This window comes from Pseudomonas sp. R2-7-07 (assembly GCF_003852355.1).
Classification (GTDB): domain Bacteria; phylum Pseudomonadota; class Gammaproteobacteria; order Pseudomonadales; family Pseudomonadaceae; genus Aquipseudomonas.
Map to the genome: position 1 here is coordinate 5,009,152 of NZ_CP027759.1, position 16,047 is coordinate 5,025,198.

At 61.7% G+C, this 16,047-nt stretch carries 18 protein-coding genes; 10 read left to right on the top strand and 8 right to left on the bottom strand.

The window, feature by feature from the left end; genetic code table 11:
• Positions 1–337 precede the first annotated feature (337 nt).
• Positions 338–646: a DUF3077 domain-containing protein gene (locus C4J86_RS22920; protein ID WP_124371949.1), complete on the top strand. Its 309-nt coding sequence runs from the start codon at positions 338–340 to the stop codon at positions 644–646.
• A 123-nt stretch (positions 647–769) separates the two neighbouring features.
• Here the strand turns inward: C4J86_RS22920 and C4J86_RS22925 are convergent, their stop codons facing one another.
• The 3 genes from C4J86_RS22925 to C4J86_RS22935 all read right to left on the bottom strand — a co-directional run bounded on the left by C4J86_RS22925 (position 770) and on the right by C4J86_RS22935 (position 2,750).
• Positions 770–1,381, bottom strand: coding sequence for a PolC-type DNA polymerase III (locus tag C4J86_RS22925; protein WP_124371950.1), 612 nt, complete (start codon positions 1,379–1,381; stop codon positions 770–772).
• 42 nt (positions 1,382–1,423) lie between these two features.
• Positions 1,424–1,900 carry an NYN domain-containing protein gene (locus tag C4J86_RS22930; RefSeq protein ID WP_124364522.1) on the bottom strand — a complete coding sequence of 159 codons (477 nt, stop codon included), beginning with the start codon at positions 1,898–1,900 and terminating at the stop codon, positions 1,424–1,426.
• Positions 1,901–2,018: 118 nt separating this feature from the next.
• Positions 2,019–2,750 carry a DUF2076 domain-containing protein gene (locus tag C4J86_RS22935; RefSeq protein ID WP_124368451.1) on the bottom strand — a complete coding sequence of 244 codons (732 nt, stop codon included), beginning with the start codon at positions 2,748–2,750 and terminating at the stop codon, positions 2,019–2,021.
• A gap of 180 nt (positions 2,751–2,930) precedes the next feature.
• On the opposite strand from C4J86_RS22935, the gene C4J86_RS22940 reads away from it, so the two are divergent.
• Both C4J86_RS22940 and C4J86_RS22945 read left to right on the top strand, forming a co-directional pair.
• Positions 2,931–3,590 (top strand): YciC family protein, encoded by a 660-nt coding sequence (locus tag C4J86_RS22940; RefSeq protein ID WP_124371951.1) that lies wholly within the window; start codon positions 2,931–2,933, stop codon positions 3,588–3,590.
• Between the two features lie 41 nt (positions 3,591–3,631).
• The gene (locus C4J86_RS22945) at positions 3,632–4,720 is read left to right on the top strand and encodes an endonuclease/exonuclease/phosphatase family protein (RefSeq protein ID WP_124371952.1); all 1,089 of its coding nucleotides are present in this window, start codon (positions 3,632–3,634) and stop codon (positions 4,718–4,720) included.
• An 18-nt stretch (positions 4,721–4,738) separates the two neighbouring features.
• On the opposite strand, the gene C4J86_RS22950 is transcribed toward C4J86_RS22945, so the two are convergent.
• Positions 4,739–5,491, bottom strand: a complete 753-nt coding sequence (locus tag C4J86_RS22950) for a hydroxypyruvate isomerase family protein (RefSeq protein WP_124371953.1) — start codon at positions 5,489–5,491, stop codon at positions 4,739–4,741.
• 189 nt (positions 5,492–5,680) lie between these two features.
• On the opposite strand from C4J86_RS22950, the gene C4J86_RS22955 reads away from it, so the two are divergent.
• The 3 genes from C4J86_RS22955 (at position 5,681) to C4J86_RS27145 (ending at position 7,316) form a co-directional block, all read left to right on the top strand.
• Complete coding sequence (locus tag C4J86_RS22955; protein ID WP_124371954.1) at positions 5,681–6,583, top strand: GntR family transcriptional regulator; 903 nt, start codon at positions 5,681–5,683, stop codon at positions 6,581–6,583.
• Positions 6,584–6,747: 164 nt separating this feature from the next.
• Positions 6,748–7,029, top strand: coding sequence for a hypothetical protein (locus C4J86_RS27140; RefSeq protein ID WP_256660107.1), 282 nt, complete (start codon positions 6,748–6,750; stop codon positions 7,027–7,029).
• Complete coding sequence (locus C4J86_RS27145; protein ID WP_256660108.1) at positions 7,029–7,316, top strand: hypothetical protein; 288 nt, start codon at positions 7,029–7,031, stop codon at positions 7,314–7,316. The genes C4J86_RS27140 and C4J86_RS27145 overlap by 1 nt, the downstream gene beginning before the upstream one ends.
• An 81-nt stretch (positions 7,317–7,397) precedes the next feature.
• On the opposite strand, the gene hrpB is transcribed toward C4J86_RS27145, so the two are convergent.
• Positions 7,398–9,908 carry an ATP-dependent helicase HrpB gene (hrpB, locus tag C4J86_RS22965; RefSeq protein ID WP_124371955.1) on the bottom strand — a complete coding sequence of 837 codons (2,511 nt, stop codon included), beginning with the start codon at positions 9,906–9,908 and terminating at the stop codon, positions 7,398–7,400.
• A 245-nt stretch (positions 9,909–10,153) separates the two neighbouring features.
• Between hrpB and C4J86_RS22975 the strand changes: the two genes are divergently transcribed.
• Both C4J86_RS22975 and C4J86_RS22980 read left to right on the top strand, forming a co-directional pair.
• Positions 10,154–10,573: a polyribonucleotide nucleotidyltransferase gene (locus C4J86_RS22975; protein ID WP_124368458.1), complete on the top strand. Its 420-nt coding sequence runs from the start codon at positions 10,154–10,156 to the stop codon at positions 10,571–10,573.
• A 10-nt stretch (positions 10,574–10,583) separates the two neighbouring features.
• A complete protein-coding gene (locus tag C4J86_RS22980) occupies positions 10,584–11,477 on the top strand; it encodes a cation diffusion facilitator family transporter (RefSeq protein ID WP_124371957.1) in 894 nt (297 codons plus the stop codon).
• Here C4J86_RS22980 and C4J86_RS22985 read toward each other — a convergent pair.
• Positions 11,474–12,496, bottom strand: coding sequence for a DUF6515 family protein (locus C4J86_RS22985; protein WP_124371958.1), 1,023 nt, complete (start codon positions 12,494–12,496; stop codon positions 11,474–11,476). The two genes, C4J86_RS22980 and C4J86_RS22985, sit on opposite strands and share 4 nt — an antisense overlap.
• Positions 12,497–12,913: 417 nt before the next feature.
• Between C4J86_RS22985 and C4J86_RS22990 the strand changes: the two genes are divergently transcribed.
• Positions 12,914–13,393, top strand: coding sequence for an Lrp/AsnC family transcriptional regulator (locus C4J86_RS22990; RefSeq protein WP_003194418.1), 480 nt, complete (start codon positions 12,914–12,916; stop codon positions 13,391–13,393).
• A 197-nt stretch (positions 13,394–13,590) separates the two neighbouring features.
• Positions 13,591–13,800 (top strand): DUF2788 domain-containing protein, encoded by a 210-nt coding sequence (locus tag C4J86_RS22995; RefSeq protein ID WP_025999909.1) that lies wholly within the window; start codon positions 13,591–13,593, stop codon positions 13,798–13,800.
• Here the strand turns inward: C4J86_RS22995 and C4J86_RS23000 are convergent.
• Both C4J86_RS23000 and amn read right to left on the bottom strand, forming a co-directional pair.
• A complete protein-coding gene (locus C4J86_RS23000; RefSeq protein ID WP_164485301.1) occupies positions 13,795–14,361 on the bottom strand; it encodes a pseudouridine synthase in 567 nt (188 codons plus the stop codon). The genes C4J86_RS22995 and C4J86_RS23000 overlap by 6 nt on opposite strands.
• A gap of 140 nt (positions 14,362–14,501) precedes the next feature.
• Positions 14,502–15,974 carry an AMP nucleosidase gene (gene amn, locus C4J86_RS23005; RefSeq protein ID WP_164484569.1) on the bottom strand — a complete coding sequence of 491 codons (1,473 nt, stop codon included), beginning with the start codon at positions 15,972–15,974 and terminating at the stop codon, positions 14,502–14,504.
• Between the last annotated feature and the right edge of the window lie 73 nt (positions 15,975–16,047).

Below are 16,047 nucleotides of genomic sequence, written 5' to 3' on the forward strand. Positions count from 1 at the left end.
ACCGGTATTTCAGTGGCCAGCAAGACCCATCCCTTTCATTTGCGGGACGTTTCCGAGAGAATCCCACGGCCTTGTTTCCGTCGGATTCGGTAGCTAGTCTCGCCCTGTCATCGAATGTTCGGTGACCGGACGTGCAAGTCCGACGACGGTAATACGCATAGCCTTTACTCTCTACGCCTGGGTTTATCTCAGGCGCTAAGTGTCATGGCAGCTGTACGCGGGAGATCTTCGGATCTACCGGACTCCGTCTCGGTCTTGCACACCTGCGTACTGCTGCCACCCTAATTCGTGTGCAAGCGAACGGGTGCAGCTTCTTACCTGACGGAGAAGTTTCACCATGATCAAAGTCACCCCCGATCCACCCAGGTCCAAAGCCGACTTCCTCAGCGAAGACGCCCTGCTCCACCGTCGCGCCATCGACTACTACCTCAAAGCGTCCGCCCCGGATGCGCCCACTTTTATCCTGAATGACAACCTGAGCTTCGAAGATGCCCTGGCCCATGCGGCGGATCTGTTGCATTGCGCGGTGGAGACGGCACATGCCTCGGGAGAGGTGATGAAGGCGCCGCAGCGGGCGGTGATGCATTTGGTGGAGATGGCGAAGGGGGTGGTGGACCAGGCGTTAGCGTGCACACAGCCTCGATGAACAACACATAACTAATGTGGGAGGGGGCTTGCTCCCGATGGCAGTGGGTCAGCCAGTACATCTGGCGACTGACACTTAGCTATCGGGGGCAAGCCCCCTCCCACATTGGGAACTGCAGTGTTTTTAGAACCCGCGATGTTTCTTCAGGTGCTCATTGATCTTCGCCGCCGGGACTTTCTGCAAGGTGCACAGCAAATCGTGTGACAGCTCACGCAGGCCATGGGTCTGGCGCAGTTCTTGGGCCAGGTGCGCGGTGAGGTTGGCGGCCATTTCTGCATCCGCCAGCGCCCGGTGAGCCTTGCCGGTGTGGGGCAGTTGGGCGTAGGTGTTGAGGGTGCCGAGCTTGTGATTCGGCGCCGAAGGCATCAACCGACGAGCCAGCAATAAAGAACAGGCGAATTTCTGCAGGCGGGTGCGGCGGATCAGGCTCAGCTCAAAGTCCCAGAACTTCTGGTCGAACGCGGCGTTGTGCGCCATCAACGGCGTGGTGCCGACGAACTCGTTGACCTCGTTCATCACCCGCTCGGCCGGCGGTGCGCTGCGCAGCATGGCGTTGCTGATGCCGGTGAGTTGTTCGATAAAGCCCGGCACGCGTACGCCGGCATTCATCAGGCTCTGGTAGCGGTCGACGATTTGCCCGCGCTCAAGGATGACCACGCCAATTTCCGTGGCCCGGCAGTGGTTGCTCGGGGTGATGCCGGTGGTTTCAAAGTCGATGACCGCTATACGTTCCAAACCTGTTCCAACTCCGTCTGACAATTGAGTGAGCCACAGCGCTTATTTAAGCAGCAACGCGCCTTCGATCGGCACGTAGCGGCTGGCGGCGCGTATCAGTGAGTTGGCCGTCAGCCCCGGCACGCCGTAGGCCACGGCCTGCACGCCATGCTTGTGGATGATGCGGTCGAGCAGCATGTCGAAATCGCCATCGCCGGAGGCCAGCACCACTTCGTCGACGTTCGCGGCGGCGTCCATGATGTCGATGGTGATGCCGACGTCCCAGTCGCCCTTGGCCGAGCCGTCACTGCGCTGGATATAAGGCTTGAGCTTCACGGTAAAGCCGAGGTTGCGCAGGATCTGCTGGAACTGCTGCTGTTTGCTGTCGCCACGGTCGATGGCGTAGGCGTACGCCTCCACGATCTGCCCATGGGCACTGATATCCGCCCACAGCGCCGCGTAGTTGAAGTGGCAGCCATAGGCCTGGCGAACGGTGTAATAGAGGTTTTGCACATCGGCGAACACTGCAATTTTCTTCACCGCACTTCCTCAATGACAGCCAGGCGCCAGCGCCCGGAAAGGCTGCCAGTATGCCAGCCAAGGGAAGGTTTCCGGGAAAAAATCAGACCGGAGCGCCGCAGCGCCCCGGCCGGGTGTGTCAGACGAAGGAATCGTCATCGCCAAAGGAGGAGGAATCGTCGGAATAATCGCTGTCGGCGAAGCTGTCCGCGTTGTTGCTGCCCCAGCTGTCATTACCCGCGAACTTCTGGTCATCATTGCCCCAGCCACCCTGGTCACTGGCAGGCGCCGGTTGCTCGATGATCTCTTCCACCACCTGCGGCTGCTGGTTGTGGTGGAACAGGCTGCTGATGCCTTCGGCGAGCAATACACCACCGGCCACGCCGGCGGCGGTTTTCATCGCGCCACCGAGGAAACCGCTGCCCGCAGGCGCGGCGGCGGCCGCTGGTTGCGGCTGTTGATAATTCTGTTGCGGTGCCGGCTGGTTGAAGGCTGGCCGCGCCGGTTCACGCCAACCGCCGCCCGCGTTGCTCGGCGCAGGCTGCGCATCGCGCGAGCCGCCGCCGCCAAAGATGCTCGAGAGAAACCCGCCGCCGCTCGCCGGGGCCGCTGGCGCGGACTTGGCGCGCTGCAGCTCTTCCTGCAATTGCTGGATCTGCTGGGCCTGCTGCTTGTTTTGCGCATCGAGGCTCTGCAGCGCGTGTTCCTGCACCAGCAGCGACTGGGTCATGTAGTAGCCGGCGGCCGGTTGGCGAGTCATGTGTTCCTTGATCCGCGCTTCGGCCTGGGCGTCGCGGGGGGCTGAGTCCGTTTCGGCTTGCTGCAACCGTGAAAACAGTCCGTCGATCAGGGTTTGTTCTTCGCTGTTCATGGCGACCTCGTTAGATTGCCGGTAAAAATCAGGGTCCCGCCTGGCGTCAGGCAAGGTACGCCCTAGTTATGGGGCTGTTACCAATTGTTTCAATGGTCTTTACGCAAGGTTTACGTTTGCTTGCCCAGGCCCGCTATCGGTTAAAGTGTGCCCCTGCTTTTTCGGCCTGTGATGACTCTGATGAATCCGCTAGACGTGCTGCGCGACTCCTTCCGCTTCACCCAACGCAACCTGGGCGCCATCGTCCAGCTGTGCCTGCCGCTGGTAATCCTCGAAGCCCTGCTGCAACAAGTGCTCGACCACACGCTGGGCCCGGATGCCTTCAGCGGTTACAGCGTGGTGGTGGGGCTGCTGGTGTACCCGTTGTACACCGGCGCGCTGATCCTGTTTCTCGACGCGCGCACCCGTGGCGAGTCGCCACGCACCAAGGACGTATGGGCCATGGCATTGGCGATGTGGCCGCGCTTCGCCCTGCTGACCGCCATGAGCACGCTGCTGATTCTGCTCGGGCTGTCGCTGTATTTACTGCCGGGCCTGTGGCTGATGGTGGTGCTGGCGTTTGCCGAGTACCTGCTGGTTTTGCGCGGCATGTCGGCGCTTGAAGCGATGAAGGAAAGCCTGCGCCTGACCCGTGGGCACTTCTGGCGCATCCTGGTGTGCCTGCTGTGCGTGATGACCCCGCTGTGGCTGCTCAAGGGCGCGAGCGTGGCGGCCTATCCCGAACCCGCGCCATTGCTGGGGCTGTTGATGGACAGCGCCCACAGTTTCCTGCAGCTGTTCACCAGTGTGGTGCTGTTCCGTTTATTCATGTTGATCGGTGGCGACGCCGACGTGCGGTGATATGCTCCGTGCCCATCCTGAAACGCACATAAGCCGAGCCGATGACCCGTTTATTGCGCATCACCCTGTTGAGCCTGCTGCTGATTGCGGGCCTGCTGACGGCCCTGGTCTACAGCCTGACCTGGCGCCCCGTCGCCAAGGAAACCCTGCCCGTCAGCTGCGTCGCGCCGCGTGCGCCGACCCTGCTGCCGGGGCAGGCACTCAAGGTGATGACCTGGAACGTGCAATACCTGGCCGGCAAGAACTACGTGTTCTGGTACGACACCGCCGACGGCAGCGGCCCGGACGAGCGCCCCACGGTTGAAGACATGGCCTTCAGCCTTGACGAAGTGGCACGGGTGATCCGCGACGAACAGCCCGACATCCTGCTGTTGCAGGAAATCGACGAAGGCGCCAAGCCCTCCCATTATCAAGACCAGCTGGCCCTGTTGCAGGAGCGCCTGGTCGACCTCTACCCCTGCAGCGCCCAGGCCTTCGACTGGAAAGCTGACTTTGTGCCCGACCTGCATATCTTCGGCAGCGTCGGCCGCAAATTGGCGACCCTGAGCCGCTACCAGATCGAACACGCCGAGCGCCTGCAATTGCCGACCCCGCAGGCCAAGTTCATCAGCCGCCAGTTCCAGCCCAAGCCTGCCCTGCTGTTGACTTACCTGCCCCTGAGCGACGGTGGCCAACTGGCGGTGCTCAACACGCGGCTGGACGGCGGCATGCCTGGACGCAGTGCCGTGCAGGAGCAAGTACAGGCGACCGTAAAGCTGCTGGACAAACTGGAAGGCCGTGGCACGCCCTGGGTGATTGGCGGGGATTTCAATGCGCTGCCGCTGGGCCAATTCCTGCGCCTGGATGCGCAAAAACGCGGCCAGTATTCGCCGGACAGTGAGCTGCACCTGCTGTGGGACAAATACCCGATGATCCCGAGCAACAGTGAATCCAGCGGGATCGACCGAGAGAAATGGCTGACGCACTTCCCCAATGACCCAAGCCTCGACGGGCCTGATCGTACGCTGGATTACCTGTTCTACAGCTCGCGGATCAAGCGGGTGGCGGCCAAGGTAAGGCAGGAAGACACGTTGCGTATTTCCAACCATTTGCCGGTGATTGGCCGGTTCCTGCTGCCTGCCGCGCAATGACCCCTAGCCTTTCAACACTTAGGCACGCAGCGGCTTAAGCCACTCAAGGCTGGTAACCGTGGTGCCGGATGGACGGTATTCACAGCCAATCCACCCTGGGTAGCCACGCTGCTCCAGCGCCGCGAACAAGGCGGCAAAGTCCATGGTCCCGGTGCCCGGCTCATGACGCCCCGGGTTGTCGGCGATTTGTACATGGACGGTCCTGTCGTAAAACTGCGCCAGCACCCCGGCTGCGTCGCCGGTCAACAGCTGGGCATGGTAAAGATCCAGAATCAGTCCGACACTCGTAAAGGTTTCCAGCACCTGTTGGGCCTTGCTGAAGTCGGACATGTAATAGCCTGGCATCGCCTGCGGGCTGATCACTTCAATCAGCGTTCGCAAACCCTGATCTTCGAGGTACTTGACCGCGTATTCCAAGTTACTTGCATAGGCAGGCGCGCTCTCATCCTGGGGCGTGGTCACGCCAGACATGATGTGCACATCCGGGCAGTTCAGCGCCTTCGCATAGCGGGCCGCCTCGCGCAGCCCATCGCGAAATTCCTGCTCCTTGCCCTGCAAGGCTGCGATGCCCTTGGTAACACCAGCCGGTGCCGCGAACTGAATCAACGGCAGGTTGTATTGGGCCAGGTGGTCGGCGAGCAGGCTTGCGTCGAATTCATAGGGTGACGGGAACTCCACCGCACTGAAACCGGCAGCGGCAGCGGCTTCGATGCGTTGCAGAAAAGGCAATTCGTTAAATTGAAAACCGAGGTGAGCATTGAATTTGAGCATGGGTAAATATCCATCCTGGGAATAAACAAATCATCAGCCTGGAGCCTCCTTCGCGGCTCCAGCGCCACGCTATCGAAAGTGGTCAGTGCAAATACTCATGCTCTTCGTATGGTATTTTCCCACTCCAGTGCGGTGGGGGCATCTGCCCCGACGGGAACGGACTGAAGCTAACCATTCGGAATAAAACCTGTGATCAAGAAAGACCTCGCCCTGCAATTGGCCCCACGCGTCATCGACATGGTTCGCGCCCGTTCGATGAAAGCCGGTGAGCCCTTGCGCGAGCAGACATTTGCGCAAGCGCTCGGGGTATCGCGCTCGCCTATCCGGCGGGTGTTTGCCTTGCTCGCCGAATGGGACCTTGCCATTCAGGAGCCTAATCGTGGCTACTTCCTCAAACAAGGTGCCGGGCAGATTCAGGAAGCCGCAGTCCCTTGCGCCAGCGATCCTTTCGAGGACTTTTACCTGCGTGTGGTCGACGACATCCTGAGCGGGGAAATACCTGCGCACTTTTTCGAAGCGCAGTTGTTGCGGCGTTACGAGGTGCCCCGGGGGCAGTTGCTCAAGGTGCTGAACAGGCTGGCCAGCGAAGCCATGGTGGAGCGTAAGCCGGGCCAAGGGTGGGGCCTCAAGGACTTCGTGCATAACACGCAGGCGCACATTCAAAGCTACCGTTTCCGAATGGCCATCGAACCGGCGGCGCTGCTTGAGCCCGGTTACCAGATCAATCACGCCGCGTTTGCCCAGGCCAGGCAACAGCAACAAGCCCTGATCGACGGCGAGATCCAGACTTTGTCCCGCGCGCAATTGTTCCAGGTGGGCGCCCAGTTTCACGAAATGATCGTGCAGTGTTCCGGCAATGTGTTTTTCATCGACGCCATACGCCACCAGAATCAGCTCAGGCGCTTTATGGGCTACAAAGCCAATATCGATCGCACGCGTCTGAAGGCGCAATGCCAGGAACACATCCATTTGCTCGACCTCATCGAGTCTGACCGGCGTGAAGAAGCCGCACAGTTTCTCTGGCGCCACCTGGATCAAGTCGGCCGACTCAAGACTGATCAGCGCGTCATGCCAGAAGATAGCCAAATCTAGAGCATCATTGACTGCCCATCAGTGCCGTAGCTTCGCCATTACCTCGTCCAATAACGGGCCAAGCAGCCTAACACAATTGTTTCCTCTCAAAACAGAATACAAAAAATCACCAAACAGTTAATTTTTTCACCGCATATTGTATTTCATTACAACAATAGGCAATCATGCGCGCCGCTCGGACACGGATCCGTATCGAATCGCACAGGGATGGTACGTTTCTGAAAGAGCATGGATATTGCGTCATCAAGCCTCAAGACCACTCTCTGGAAGCCTTTAGGGAGACCGCCGGCAAGTTCGGGCTGATTCAGTTTCATACCAAGTCCGATAAACATGGTGTGGTGGGCGGTGGAGAGCCAATCAACAAGGACTGGCAACGTTTCAAGGATGATTATCACGGCGAACTGTCGAGCGATTTTTTCCCGCATACCGATGGGACATTCTGGTAATGGATAACCTGCGGGTCCTGCATGCCCGGCATAAATTCATCGATGGCAACCAGCAGAGAAAAACAAGAAGGCTGTGGATCGCTGATGACGCAAGCACCACATTCAAAAATATCCTGGATCAGTCCCCAGTGCGCAGGGCCATGCAGCCCTTTGAGAACTACAATATTGCTCAGTCTGAAACCGCCGAGCATTCTTTTATCGAGTACACCTGCGGCATCCACGCCCTATCGAGCAAGTCGTTGCTAAACGCGCATAAGGAATTTGATAGCACGCCTGAAGAGCTTTAAGTCCTTCAAGCCCCCCTGCTGTGATTCCACACTTTCAGGTAAACACCCCAGTCATCAAAAAGACTGGGGAGTTACTTACACTCAAGGCTTTCTAGGTTTGATCCGCGCCGTCGCTTCGGCCACCAACGGATCATCCGGCCAGTAATGCTTGGGGTATCGCCCCTTCAAATCCTTCTTCACCTCGGCATAGGTACTGCGCCAGAAGTTCGCCAGGTCCTGCGTCACCTGCACCGGCCGCCGCGCAGGCGACAACAGGTGCAATTTCACCACCTGGCGCCCGCCGGCAATCCGTGGCGTATCCGCCAGCCCGAACAGCTCCTGCAGGCGTACCGCCAGGATCGGCGGGTGTTCGCTGTAGTCCAGGCGTACTGATGAGCCTGAGGGCACTTTCACATGCTGCGGCGCCAGTTCGTCGAGGCGCTGGGGCAGTGGCCAGGGCAGCAGGTTGTGCAGGTAGCTGGAAATATCCAGGTGGGCGAAATGGCTCAAGCGCGAGACTTTGCCCAGGTAGGGCATCAGCCAGTGTTCCAGGCCCGCGAGCAAAGCGCTGTCGCTGACGTCGGGCCATTCGCTGGTTTTGCCGGCATCGAGCTGGCGCAGCAGCAGGACGCGTGCCTGCCATTGGCGCAGCTCCGGTGTCCAGGGCAACAGCTCCAGGCCCTTGCGCCGGACCAGATCAACCAGGGCCTGGCTGCGTGTGGCCTCGTCGAGGCCGGTGAGCGCTTCACGACTGAGGACCAGCTCACCGACCTTGCGCTGGCGTTCGGCGCGCAATACGCCTTCGCGCTCGTCCCAGTCGAGCTGGTCGACGTTGCGCACTTGCTCGGCCAGCACCGTGTCGAACAGCGCCGGGTCGAAGGCCGTCGCCAGGTAGATGCGTTCTTCACGCTGGCCCTGGCGGCTGCCCAGGTCGGCGATCACCAGCCAGGCGTGTTTCATCAAACTGTCGGCTTCGGCAAACAGTGCGGCGCGCCCATTGGCCAAACGGTATTCGGCGCCACCGGGGCGACGCTGTTGGGCGACGCGGTCCGGGTAAGCCAACGCCAGCAAGGCGCCAAGCCAACGCGGATGATCAGGATCGGCCACCGGTTGGTTGGCCTTGCCTCTTAAATAGCCGCGATATTGGCGGGCCAACTGCTTGGCCCGTTGCACACCACCCTGGGTACCACGGGCGCGCTCTTCGCCGGACAACAGCGCCAGGCGGCTGTGCAAGTCGGCACCGGCGCCGCGCAGGATATCGCGCTCACCCAACAACGCCGCGACATCACAGGCCATCGCGGCGAGGCCCAGGTTCTGTCCGCGCAGCAGCAAGTGGGCGATACGCGGATGGGCCGGCAACTCGGCCATTTTCTGGCCATGGGCGGTGAGTGTTTCGTCATTCAAGGCGCCGAGGCGCACGAGTAAATCCTGGGCCTGGGCGTAGGCGGCGGTCGGTGGCCGGTCCAGCCACACTAACTGCGCGGGCGTGACGCCCCAGCGCGCCAGTTGCAAGGCCAGGCCGGCGAGGTCGGCGGCGAGAATTTCCGCGCTGCCATAGGCGGCCAGCCCTTCATGCTGGTCCTCGGACCACAGGCGATAACACACCCCCGGTTCCAACCGCCCTGCCCGGCCGGCACGCTGGGTGGCGCTGGCGCGGGAGATGCGCTGGGTGTCGAGGCGCGTCATGCCGCTGCCGGGGTCGAAGCGTGGCACCCGCGCCAGCCCGGCGTCGATGACCACGCGCACGCCGTTGATGGTCAGGCTGGTCTCGGCAATGTTAGTGGCCAGTACCACTTTGCGTTGATCGGCCGGCGCCGGGTCGATGGCGGCGCGCTGGGCGTTGAGGTCGAGCTCGCCGTGCAGCGGGCACAGCAAAACGGTGGGGTGATCCCCCAAGGCGTCGGCCAGTTGTTGATGCACCCGGCGAATCTCCGCCTGCCCCGGCAGAAACACCAGCACGCTGCCGGTCTCGTCATGCAGGGCCTCAAGGATTGTCTGCACCACGCGCGGCTCGATAAATTCCCCGGCCTGATACGGCCGCCCCCAGCGCATCTGCACCGGGAACATGCGCCCTTCGCTGCGCAGGATCGGCGCATTATCCAGCAGCTCGGCCAGGCGCTCGCCTTCAAGGGTGGCGGACATCAGCAGGATTTTCAGCGGTTGGTCGTCGCGAAACAGCTCGCGGCCGTTGAGGCTCAGGGCCAGCGCCAGGTCGGCGTCGAGGCTGCGCTCGTGGAATTCGTCAAAGATCAGCAGGCCCACGCCGTCCAGCGCCGGGTCGTCCTGCAGGCGCCGGGTGAGGATGCCTTCGGTGACCACTTCTATGCGGGTAGTGGGGCCGACCTTGCTGTCGAGGCGAATGCGGTAGCCGACCGTTTCACCGACCTTCTCGCCCAACTCGCTGGCCAGGCGCTCGGCAGCGGCCCGCGCGGCGAGGCGCCGGGGTTCGAGCATCAGGATGGTTTGCCCGGCGAGCCACGGCTCATTCAACAAGGCCAGGGGCACGCGGGTGGTTTTACCGGCGCCGGGGGGCGCTTCCAGCACGGCTTCATGGCGAATCGCCAAGGCGTCACGCAGGGCGGGTAAAACATCATCAATCGGCAGCGAATTCATACTGGCTCCAAAGCAGAGCGGCGAGTATAACGGCGAACTGCCGGATGCTTGCGCGGGTCTGAATAACATCGCTCCCATACTGAGATCGTTCCCACGCTCTGCGTGGGAATACCGCCCGGAACGCTCCGCGTTCCAATACCTGCGCAAGTTGACGCAAAGCGTCACGGCATGCATTCCCACGCAGAGCGTGGGAACGATCAGGCAGTGCGATATAGTCATTTATCAATAGTGTTCAGGAGAGTTTTATGCGTATCGCTTCCCGTGTCATTGGCGGCGTCTTGGCCGTCACCCTGCTGAGCCAACTCACCGCCTGCGGTTCGATTTTCTACCCGGATCGCCGTGGCCAGATCGACGGCAAGATCGACCCGGCGATTGCCGTGCTCGATGCGGTCGGCTTGCTGTTCTATGTGATCCCCGGCCTGATCGCGTTCGGCGTCGACTTCGCCACGGGGGCGATCTACTTCGAACCGGGCAAGACCGCCCAGGTCGCGCCGGAAAAACTGCACGAAGCCATCGGCGCCGACGGCACGGTCGACAACGCCAAGCTGCAAGGCATCATCCAGAAGGAAACCGGGCACACCCTGCCGCTGGACGATCCACGCCTGATCCAATTCAAGGGCAGCGTGCAACAACTGGCGTCCCTGGGCCTGCAGCCTGCTGCATAAGGACAGCGCCATGACCAGCAGTCCCGAACACGCCAGGCTCCTGCGCCTGGCTACCCGCGCCTCGGTGGGCGTGGCCAGTGCGTTGATCATCACCAAGGCCATCGCCTGGTGGTTCAGTGGCTCGGTGGCCATGCTCGCCGGGTTGACCGACTCGCTGCTCGACGGCGTGACCTCGCTGCTCAATCTGCTGGCGGTGCACTACGCCCTGCGCCCCGCCGATGACGATCACCGTTACGGTCACGGCAAGGCGGAGTCGCTGTCGGGCATGGCCCAGGCGCTGTTTATCGGCGGCAGCGCAGCGTTGATCGCCTTCCAGGCCTATCAACGCTTGCAACACCCGGAGCCTGTAGGCGCGCCCTGGTTGAGCATAGGCGTAATCGTGTTTTCACTGGCGCTGACCGTGGCGTTGTTGATGCTGCAACACCGGGTGATCCGCGAAACCGGCTCCAACGCGGTGCGCGCCGATTCGCTGCATTACCGCTCCGACCTGATGCTCAACGGCAGCATCCTGGTGGCGCTGGTGCTCCCGGGTTTCGGTTTCCATCAGGTGGACGCCTGGTTCGGCCTGGGCATCGCCGCCTACATCTTGTGGAGCTCCATCCAGATCGCCCGGGAAAGCTTTGCCGTATTGATGGACGAAGAACTGCCGGCGGATATCAGCCAGCACATGCTCGACCTGGCCCGTAGCGTACCGGGCGTGCTGGGCGCCCATGACTTGCGCACGCGGGTTTCCGGCAACCACTGGTTCGTGCAGTTGCATCTGGAATTGCCGGGAGAACTGACGCTGTCGGTGGCCCACGGCATCAGCGACCAAGCCGCCGATGCCATTCATCAGGCCTACCCGAAGGCCGAGGTGCTGGTGCACGCCGACCCGCAGGAAGTGGTCACCGGCGCCAGCGCTTAATACTGGACCTGATAGCCGCGACTGCTCAGGCAGTTGCCCTGGGCCTGGCGGTAGGTTTGCACCACCGCCGGGTCAGGGGCGTAGGTGGCGGTCCGGGGATCGAAACCACTCTGCTGCACGGCCCAGCGATAGCAGTCATAACCGTCCTGTTGCACCTGGGCCGGTGACTGGCCGTTGGCGGGGTACGCCACCACGTCGTAACCGTTGCCCTGAGGCGCCGGTTGCGGTGCAGGCACGGCCGTCGGCGGTTGCACCACCACATACTGTTGAGTGCTGCTTTCGTAGGTGTAATAGGCACCGGCCGCCAGGAACAATAGCGAACCGCCCACCCACACTTCACGCGCGTAGTCCGGCAGATACTGCACCCGGATGCCATACGGTGGCCTCACCACCACATAGCGCGGGCCTTGCGGGCGATACCAGTAGCCGCCGGAGTAGAAGTAGTCCTGGCCACGGTACGGCACGCGGTAATTGCGGTCGGGGAACCGGTCGACGATATAGCCTGGACGATATTGCGGGCCCGCCCCCCAACCGTTGCCGTGCCCATCGGGACGTCCCGGCCAGCGGTTGTCGCCGGGACGGCTATGGTCTCCAGGCCGCGAACCTGGACCGCCCGCCTCCCAATGTCGGTTGTCGTCGTTACGCCGTGGGATATCGCGGTAATAGCCCTGGCGCGGCTCCTGGGTCTGGCGCACGGTATCGGGCCGCCCCTGGATCGGCAGGTTGTTCGACGGCTGTGGCTGCGGCTGCGGTTGCGGCCGCCCCTGTTCATTCGCCTGCGGGCGCCCCTGCCATTGACCGCCGCCATTCTGGCCGCCGCGATCAATATGCGGATTCTGCGGGCGTGGCTGGTTGTTCTCCGGGCGCCCGCCGCCTTCCGGCCCGCGCTCATGCTGACCGCCGCCGCCCTGTGGGCGCTGCCCCTGGCCCGGTGAGTTATCGCGTTCGTCGGCCACCGCCTGGGCGCCAACGCTGGCCACCAGCAAACCAACACCTGCCATACGCCAGATGCGCTTCATGCTTTTCCTCACTGCGGATTAGGGCTCGATCATGAGACTGGAAAAGCCTCGGCCGGTTCTGAGACAGGTTATCAGTCACGAGAACTATTTTCTTGAACGCAAAGAAAAGGGGTGACCCGTCGGCCACCCCTTGAGAATTTCGTCCTGGCTCAACGCTTTTGACGTTGGCTCACCTCACGCCGTCTTGTGGACAGTGTGCAGCCTGGAGGCCGGCTCAACCCTGCTCGGGTGGCGGCCGCAGCGGGCCTGATTGGGCTCGCTGTGAGTGGACTGTTGTCCAGGCGGTGATTCTGTTGATAAAGATACAGGCGCGTGCCCGGTGGATGATTGCGAAGATTGCGTCAATAAACAGTGCTTGCGCAATTTTTAACCCTTCATGGATAATTCACCGCAATAGTTACGACAAAGGCCAACCCAATGAGCAAGCTTGACCGATACGACCTGAGTATTTTGGCGGAATTGCAGCGTGACGCACGGATCTCCAACCAGGAGTTGGCCGAGCGCATCGGCCTGTCGCCTTCGCCCTGCTCGCGCCGGGTCAAGCAATTGGAAGACGACGGCTACATCGCCCGTCAGGTCGCGTTGCTCGATCGCAAGATGCTCGGCCTGAGCCTGACCGCCTACGTGTTGATCGGCATGGACCGGCATACCCCGGAACGTTTCGAAAATTTCGAAGCGGCCATCCGCACCTTGCCCCAAGTGCTGGAATGCAGCCTGGTGACCGGGATGGACGCCGACTATCAGCTGAAAGTGGTGGTGCCGGATATGGATCACTATCAGAAACTGCTGCTGGGGCATCTGACCCGGATTGAAGGCGTGACCAGTGTGCGTTCCAGCTTTGTGCTGAACCAAGTCTTGAATAGCACCGAACTGCCCCTGACCCACCTGCGCACCTGAGAACACTGAGATCCAAATGTGGGAGGGGGCTTGCTCCCGATAGCGGTGGATCAGTTGATAAATATACTGACTGACACTCTGCTATCGGGAGCAAGCCCCCTCCCACAGTTTGATTGCACTTCGATCCAGGTCAATGTTGTGCCTGTGATGCTGCCTTATACTTGCCGCCTGCCTTAGTAGGAAGCCCCATGAACAACATCGACCCCGCCCTGTTCGAAGAATGGATGATGACCGGTCTGGTCACGATCCTGATTATCTTCATGGGCTTTATCGTCTGGGACCTGGCGAAAAAATCCAAGGCCGGGCGCTTTGGCTCGTTCATTCTGTTTTTCGTGCTGGGCCTGGGCGTGGCCGCGTTCATCATCAAGAGCGTAGTGATCGGCCTGATCGAGTCCGGTGCCTTATAAACGTGGCGGTACCGCCTTCCACTGGCCCTGATCGAGGCCTTCGATAGACCAGTCGCCAATGCGCACACGCACCAGGCGCAACGTTGGCAAGCCCACCGCGGCGGTCATGCGCCGTACCTGGCGGTTACGCCCTTCACGAATCACCAGCTCCAGCCAATGGGTGGGTACGCTTTTGCGAAAGCGCACGGGCGGGTTGCGTGGCCATAGATCAGGCTCCTCCAACCGGCGGGCCTCGGCGGGCAGGGTCATGCCGTCATTAAGCTCCACGCCGTCGCGCAGACATTGCAGCTGTGCTTCGGTGGGTTCGCCTTCGACCTGCACCCAGTAGGTTTTCGCCAGCTTGTGCCGGGGGTCGGCAATGCGCGCTTGTAGCTGGCCGTCGTTGGTCAGCAGCAACAGGCCTTCGCTGTCACGGTCCAGGCGGCCTGCCGGGTAGATGCCGGGAATATCGATAAAGTCCTTGAGGGTCGCGCGCCCGCCTTCGTCACTGAACTGGGTCAGCACATCGAACGGCTTGTTGAACAGGATCAACTTCGGCTCGGCCGGCGGCGCCTTGGCGATACGGCGCGAGCCCGCATGCGGGGGTTTCACACCAGGGCGGCGCGAATCGGGACGGGTAGGACGGGACATGGCGAAGGAACATCTAACGGTCAGGACCGACAATGCTAGTGGCCTGACCGCTAAATGACCATCCCCACCGCTTAGCGGAACGGCGGCTCGTCGAAACTGCGCAGTTTGCGCGAGTGCAGCGCATTGAGTTCGGTGCGCAGCAGGTCGACAGCTTCGATGCCGATCTTCAAGTGCTGGCTTACGGCCCGCTCATAGAACGCGTTGGCCGAACCCGGCAATTTGATCTCACTGTGCAGCGGTTTGTCCGACACACACAACAACGTGCCGTACGGCACACGCAAACGGTAACCCTGGGCGGCAATGGTGCCGCTTTCCATGTCCACCGCCACCGCGCGAGACAGGTTGATCAGCGGTCGCTCCTGGGCCCAGCGCAGCTCCCAGTTGCGGTCGTCGTAGGTCAACACGGTGCCGGTGCGCAGGCGTTTTTTCAGCTCTTCGCCTTTTTCGCCGGTGACGTTGGCCGCCGCTTGCTGAAGCGCCAGCTGCACCTCGGCCAGGGCCGGGATCGGGATGTTCGGCGGGACCACACGGTCGAGAATCCCGTCGCGACGCATATAGGCGTGGGCCAATACATAGTCGCCGATGGTCTGGGATTGGCGCAGGCCGCCGCAGTGCCCGATCATCAGCCAGCAATGCGGGCGCAGCACGGCCAGGTGGTCGGTGATGTTCTTGGCGTTGGACGGGCCCACGCCGATATTCACCAGGGTCACGCCGTGGCCGTCAGTGGCCTGCAGGTGATAGGCCGGCATCTGGTAGCGGTGCCACACCACGCCTGCGGCAATCGCCGACGCTTCGCCGTGGTCCATGCTCTTGTCGATCACCACGTTGCCCGGCAGCACCATACGGATAAAACGCGGGTCGCTGCGCAGTTGCTCCAGGCCATGCACGATGAACTGGTCAACGTAGCGATGGTAGTTGGTCAGCAGAATCCACGGCTGCACATGGCGCCAGTCGCTGCCGGTGTAGTGCACCAGGCGGCGCAGGGAAAAGTCCACACGGGCCGCGTCGAACAGGGCCAGGGGCAGCGGGTCGGTGTTTTCCCAGTCATAGAGGCCGTCGGCGATGCCATCGGTGGCGGCGGACAAGTCGGTGCTGGGGAACACGCGGGCCAGGGTCGCGGCGGTCACGCCGGAACCGGCCAGCTCATCGCCCTGCTCCACCACGTACGGGTACGGAATGTTCTGCTGGCTGACGCCCACTTCCACCGTCACGGTGAAGTCGTGCATCAGTGGCACCAGCTGCTCCAGCAGGTACTTACGGAAGGCCGCCGGATGGGTGACGGTGACGCTGTAGGTTCCCGGCAGCTGCACCTTGGCATACGCCCGGGTGGTCTGTGGGACTTCGCCGTGGCAGTGGTAAGTCAGGCGCAGCTCCGGATAGCGAAACAGCGCACGTTGTGCGGCGTCGGGTTCGACGCGGTCCTTGAGGTATTGCTTGAGGGCTTGGTTGAGCGCGCCAGTCGCACGCTCATGCAGGGCCGCCAGCCGATCCACGGCCTCTTCAGCGGTTTGAACGACAACAAAAGCTTCGGTCACGGTAAGCATCCTGTGTTCTGGACTTGCAGGCCTTTATCTTGCCTGTATCCCTGCCTCACTGAAACACCAGAGTTGGAATGCC

Excerpts from the sequence above, each read along its gene's own strand:
- hrpB (WP_124371955.1), bottom strand. The coding sequence starts at position 9,908 with ATGAATTCGCTGCCGATTGATGATGTTTTACCCGCCCTGCGTGACGCC.
- C4J86_RS22940 (WP_124371951.1), top strand. The coding sequence starts at position 2,931 with ATGAATCCGCTAGACGTGCTGCGCGACTCCTTCCGCTTCACCCAACGC.
- C4J86_RS22945 (WP_124371952.1), top strand. The coding sequence starts at position 3,632 with ATGACCCGTTTATTGCGCATCACCCTGTTGAGCCTGCTGCTGATTGCG.
- C4J86_RS22975 (WP_124368458.1), top strand. The coding sequence starts at position 10,154 with ATGCGTATCGCTTCCCGTGTCATTGGCGGCGTCTTGGCCGTCACCCTG.
- C4J86_RS27140 (WP_256660107.1), top strand. The coding sequence starts at position 6,748 with ATGCGCGCCGCTCGGACACGGATCCGTATCGAATCGCACAGGGATGGT.
- amn (WP_164484569.1), bottom strand. The coding sequence starts at position 15,974 with ATGCTTACCGTGACCGAAGCTTTTGTTGTCGTTCAAACCGCTGAAGAG.
- C4J86_RS22985 (WP_124371958.1), bottom strand. The coding sequence starts at position 12,496 with ATGAAGCGCATCTGGCGTATGGCAGGTGTTGGTTTGCTGGTGGCCAGC.
- C4J86_RS22920 (WP_124371949.1), top strand. The coding sequence starts at position 338 with ATGATCAAAGTCACCCCCGATCCACCCAGGTCCAAAGCCGACTTCCTC.
- C4J86_RS22980 (WP_124371957.1), top strand. The coding sequence starts at position 10,584 with ATGACCAGCAGTCCCGAACACGCCAGGCTCCTGCGCCTGGCTACCCGC.
- C4J86_RS22935 (WP_124368451.1), bottom strand. The coding sequence starts at position 2,750 with ATGAACAGCGAAGAACAAACCCTGATCGACGGACTGTTTTCACGGTTG.
- C4J86_RS27145 (WP_256660108.1), top strand. The coding sequence starts at position 7,029 with ATGGATAACCTGCGGGTCCTGCATGCCCGGCATAAATTCATCGATGGC.
- C4J86_RS22950 (WP_124371953.1), bottom strand. The coding sequence starts at position 5,491 with ATGCTCAAATTCAATGCTCACCTCGGTTTTCAATTTAACGAATTGCCT.
- C4J86_RS22990 (WP_003194418.1), top strand. The coding sequence starts at position 12,914 with ATGAGCAAGCTTGACCGATACGACCTGAGTATTTTGGCGGAATTGCAG.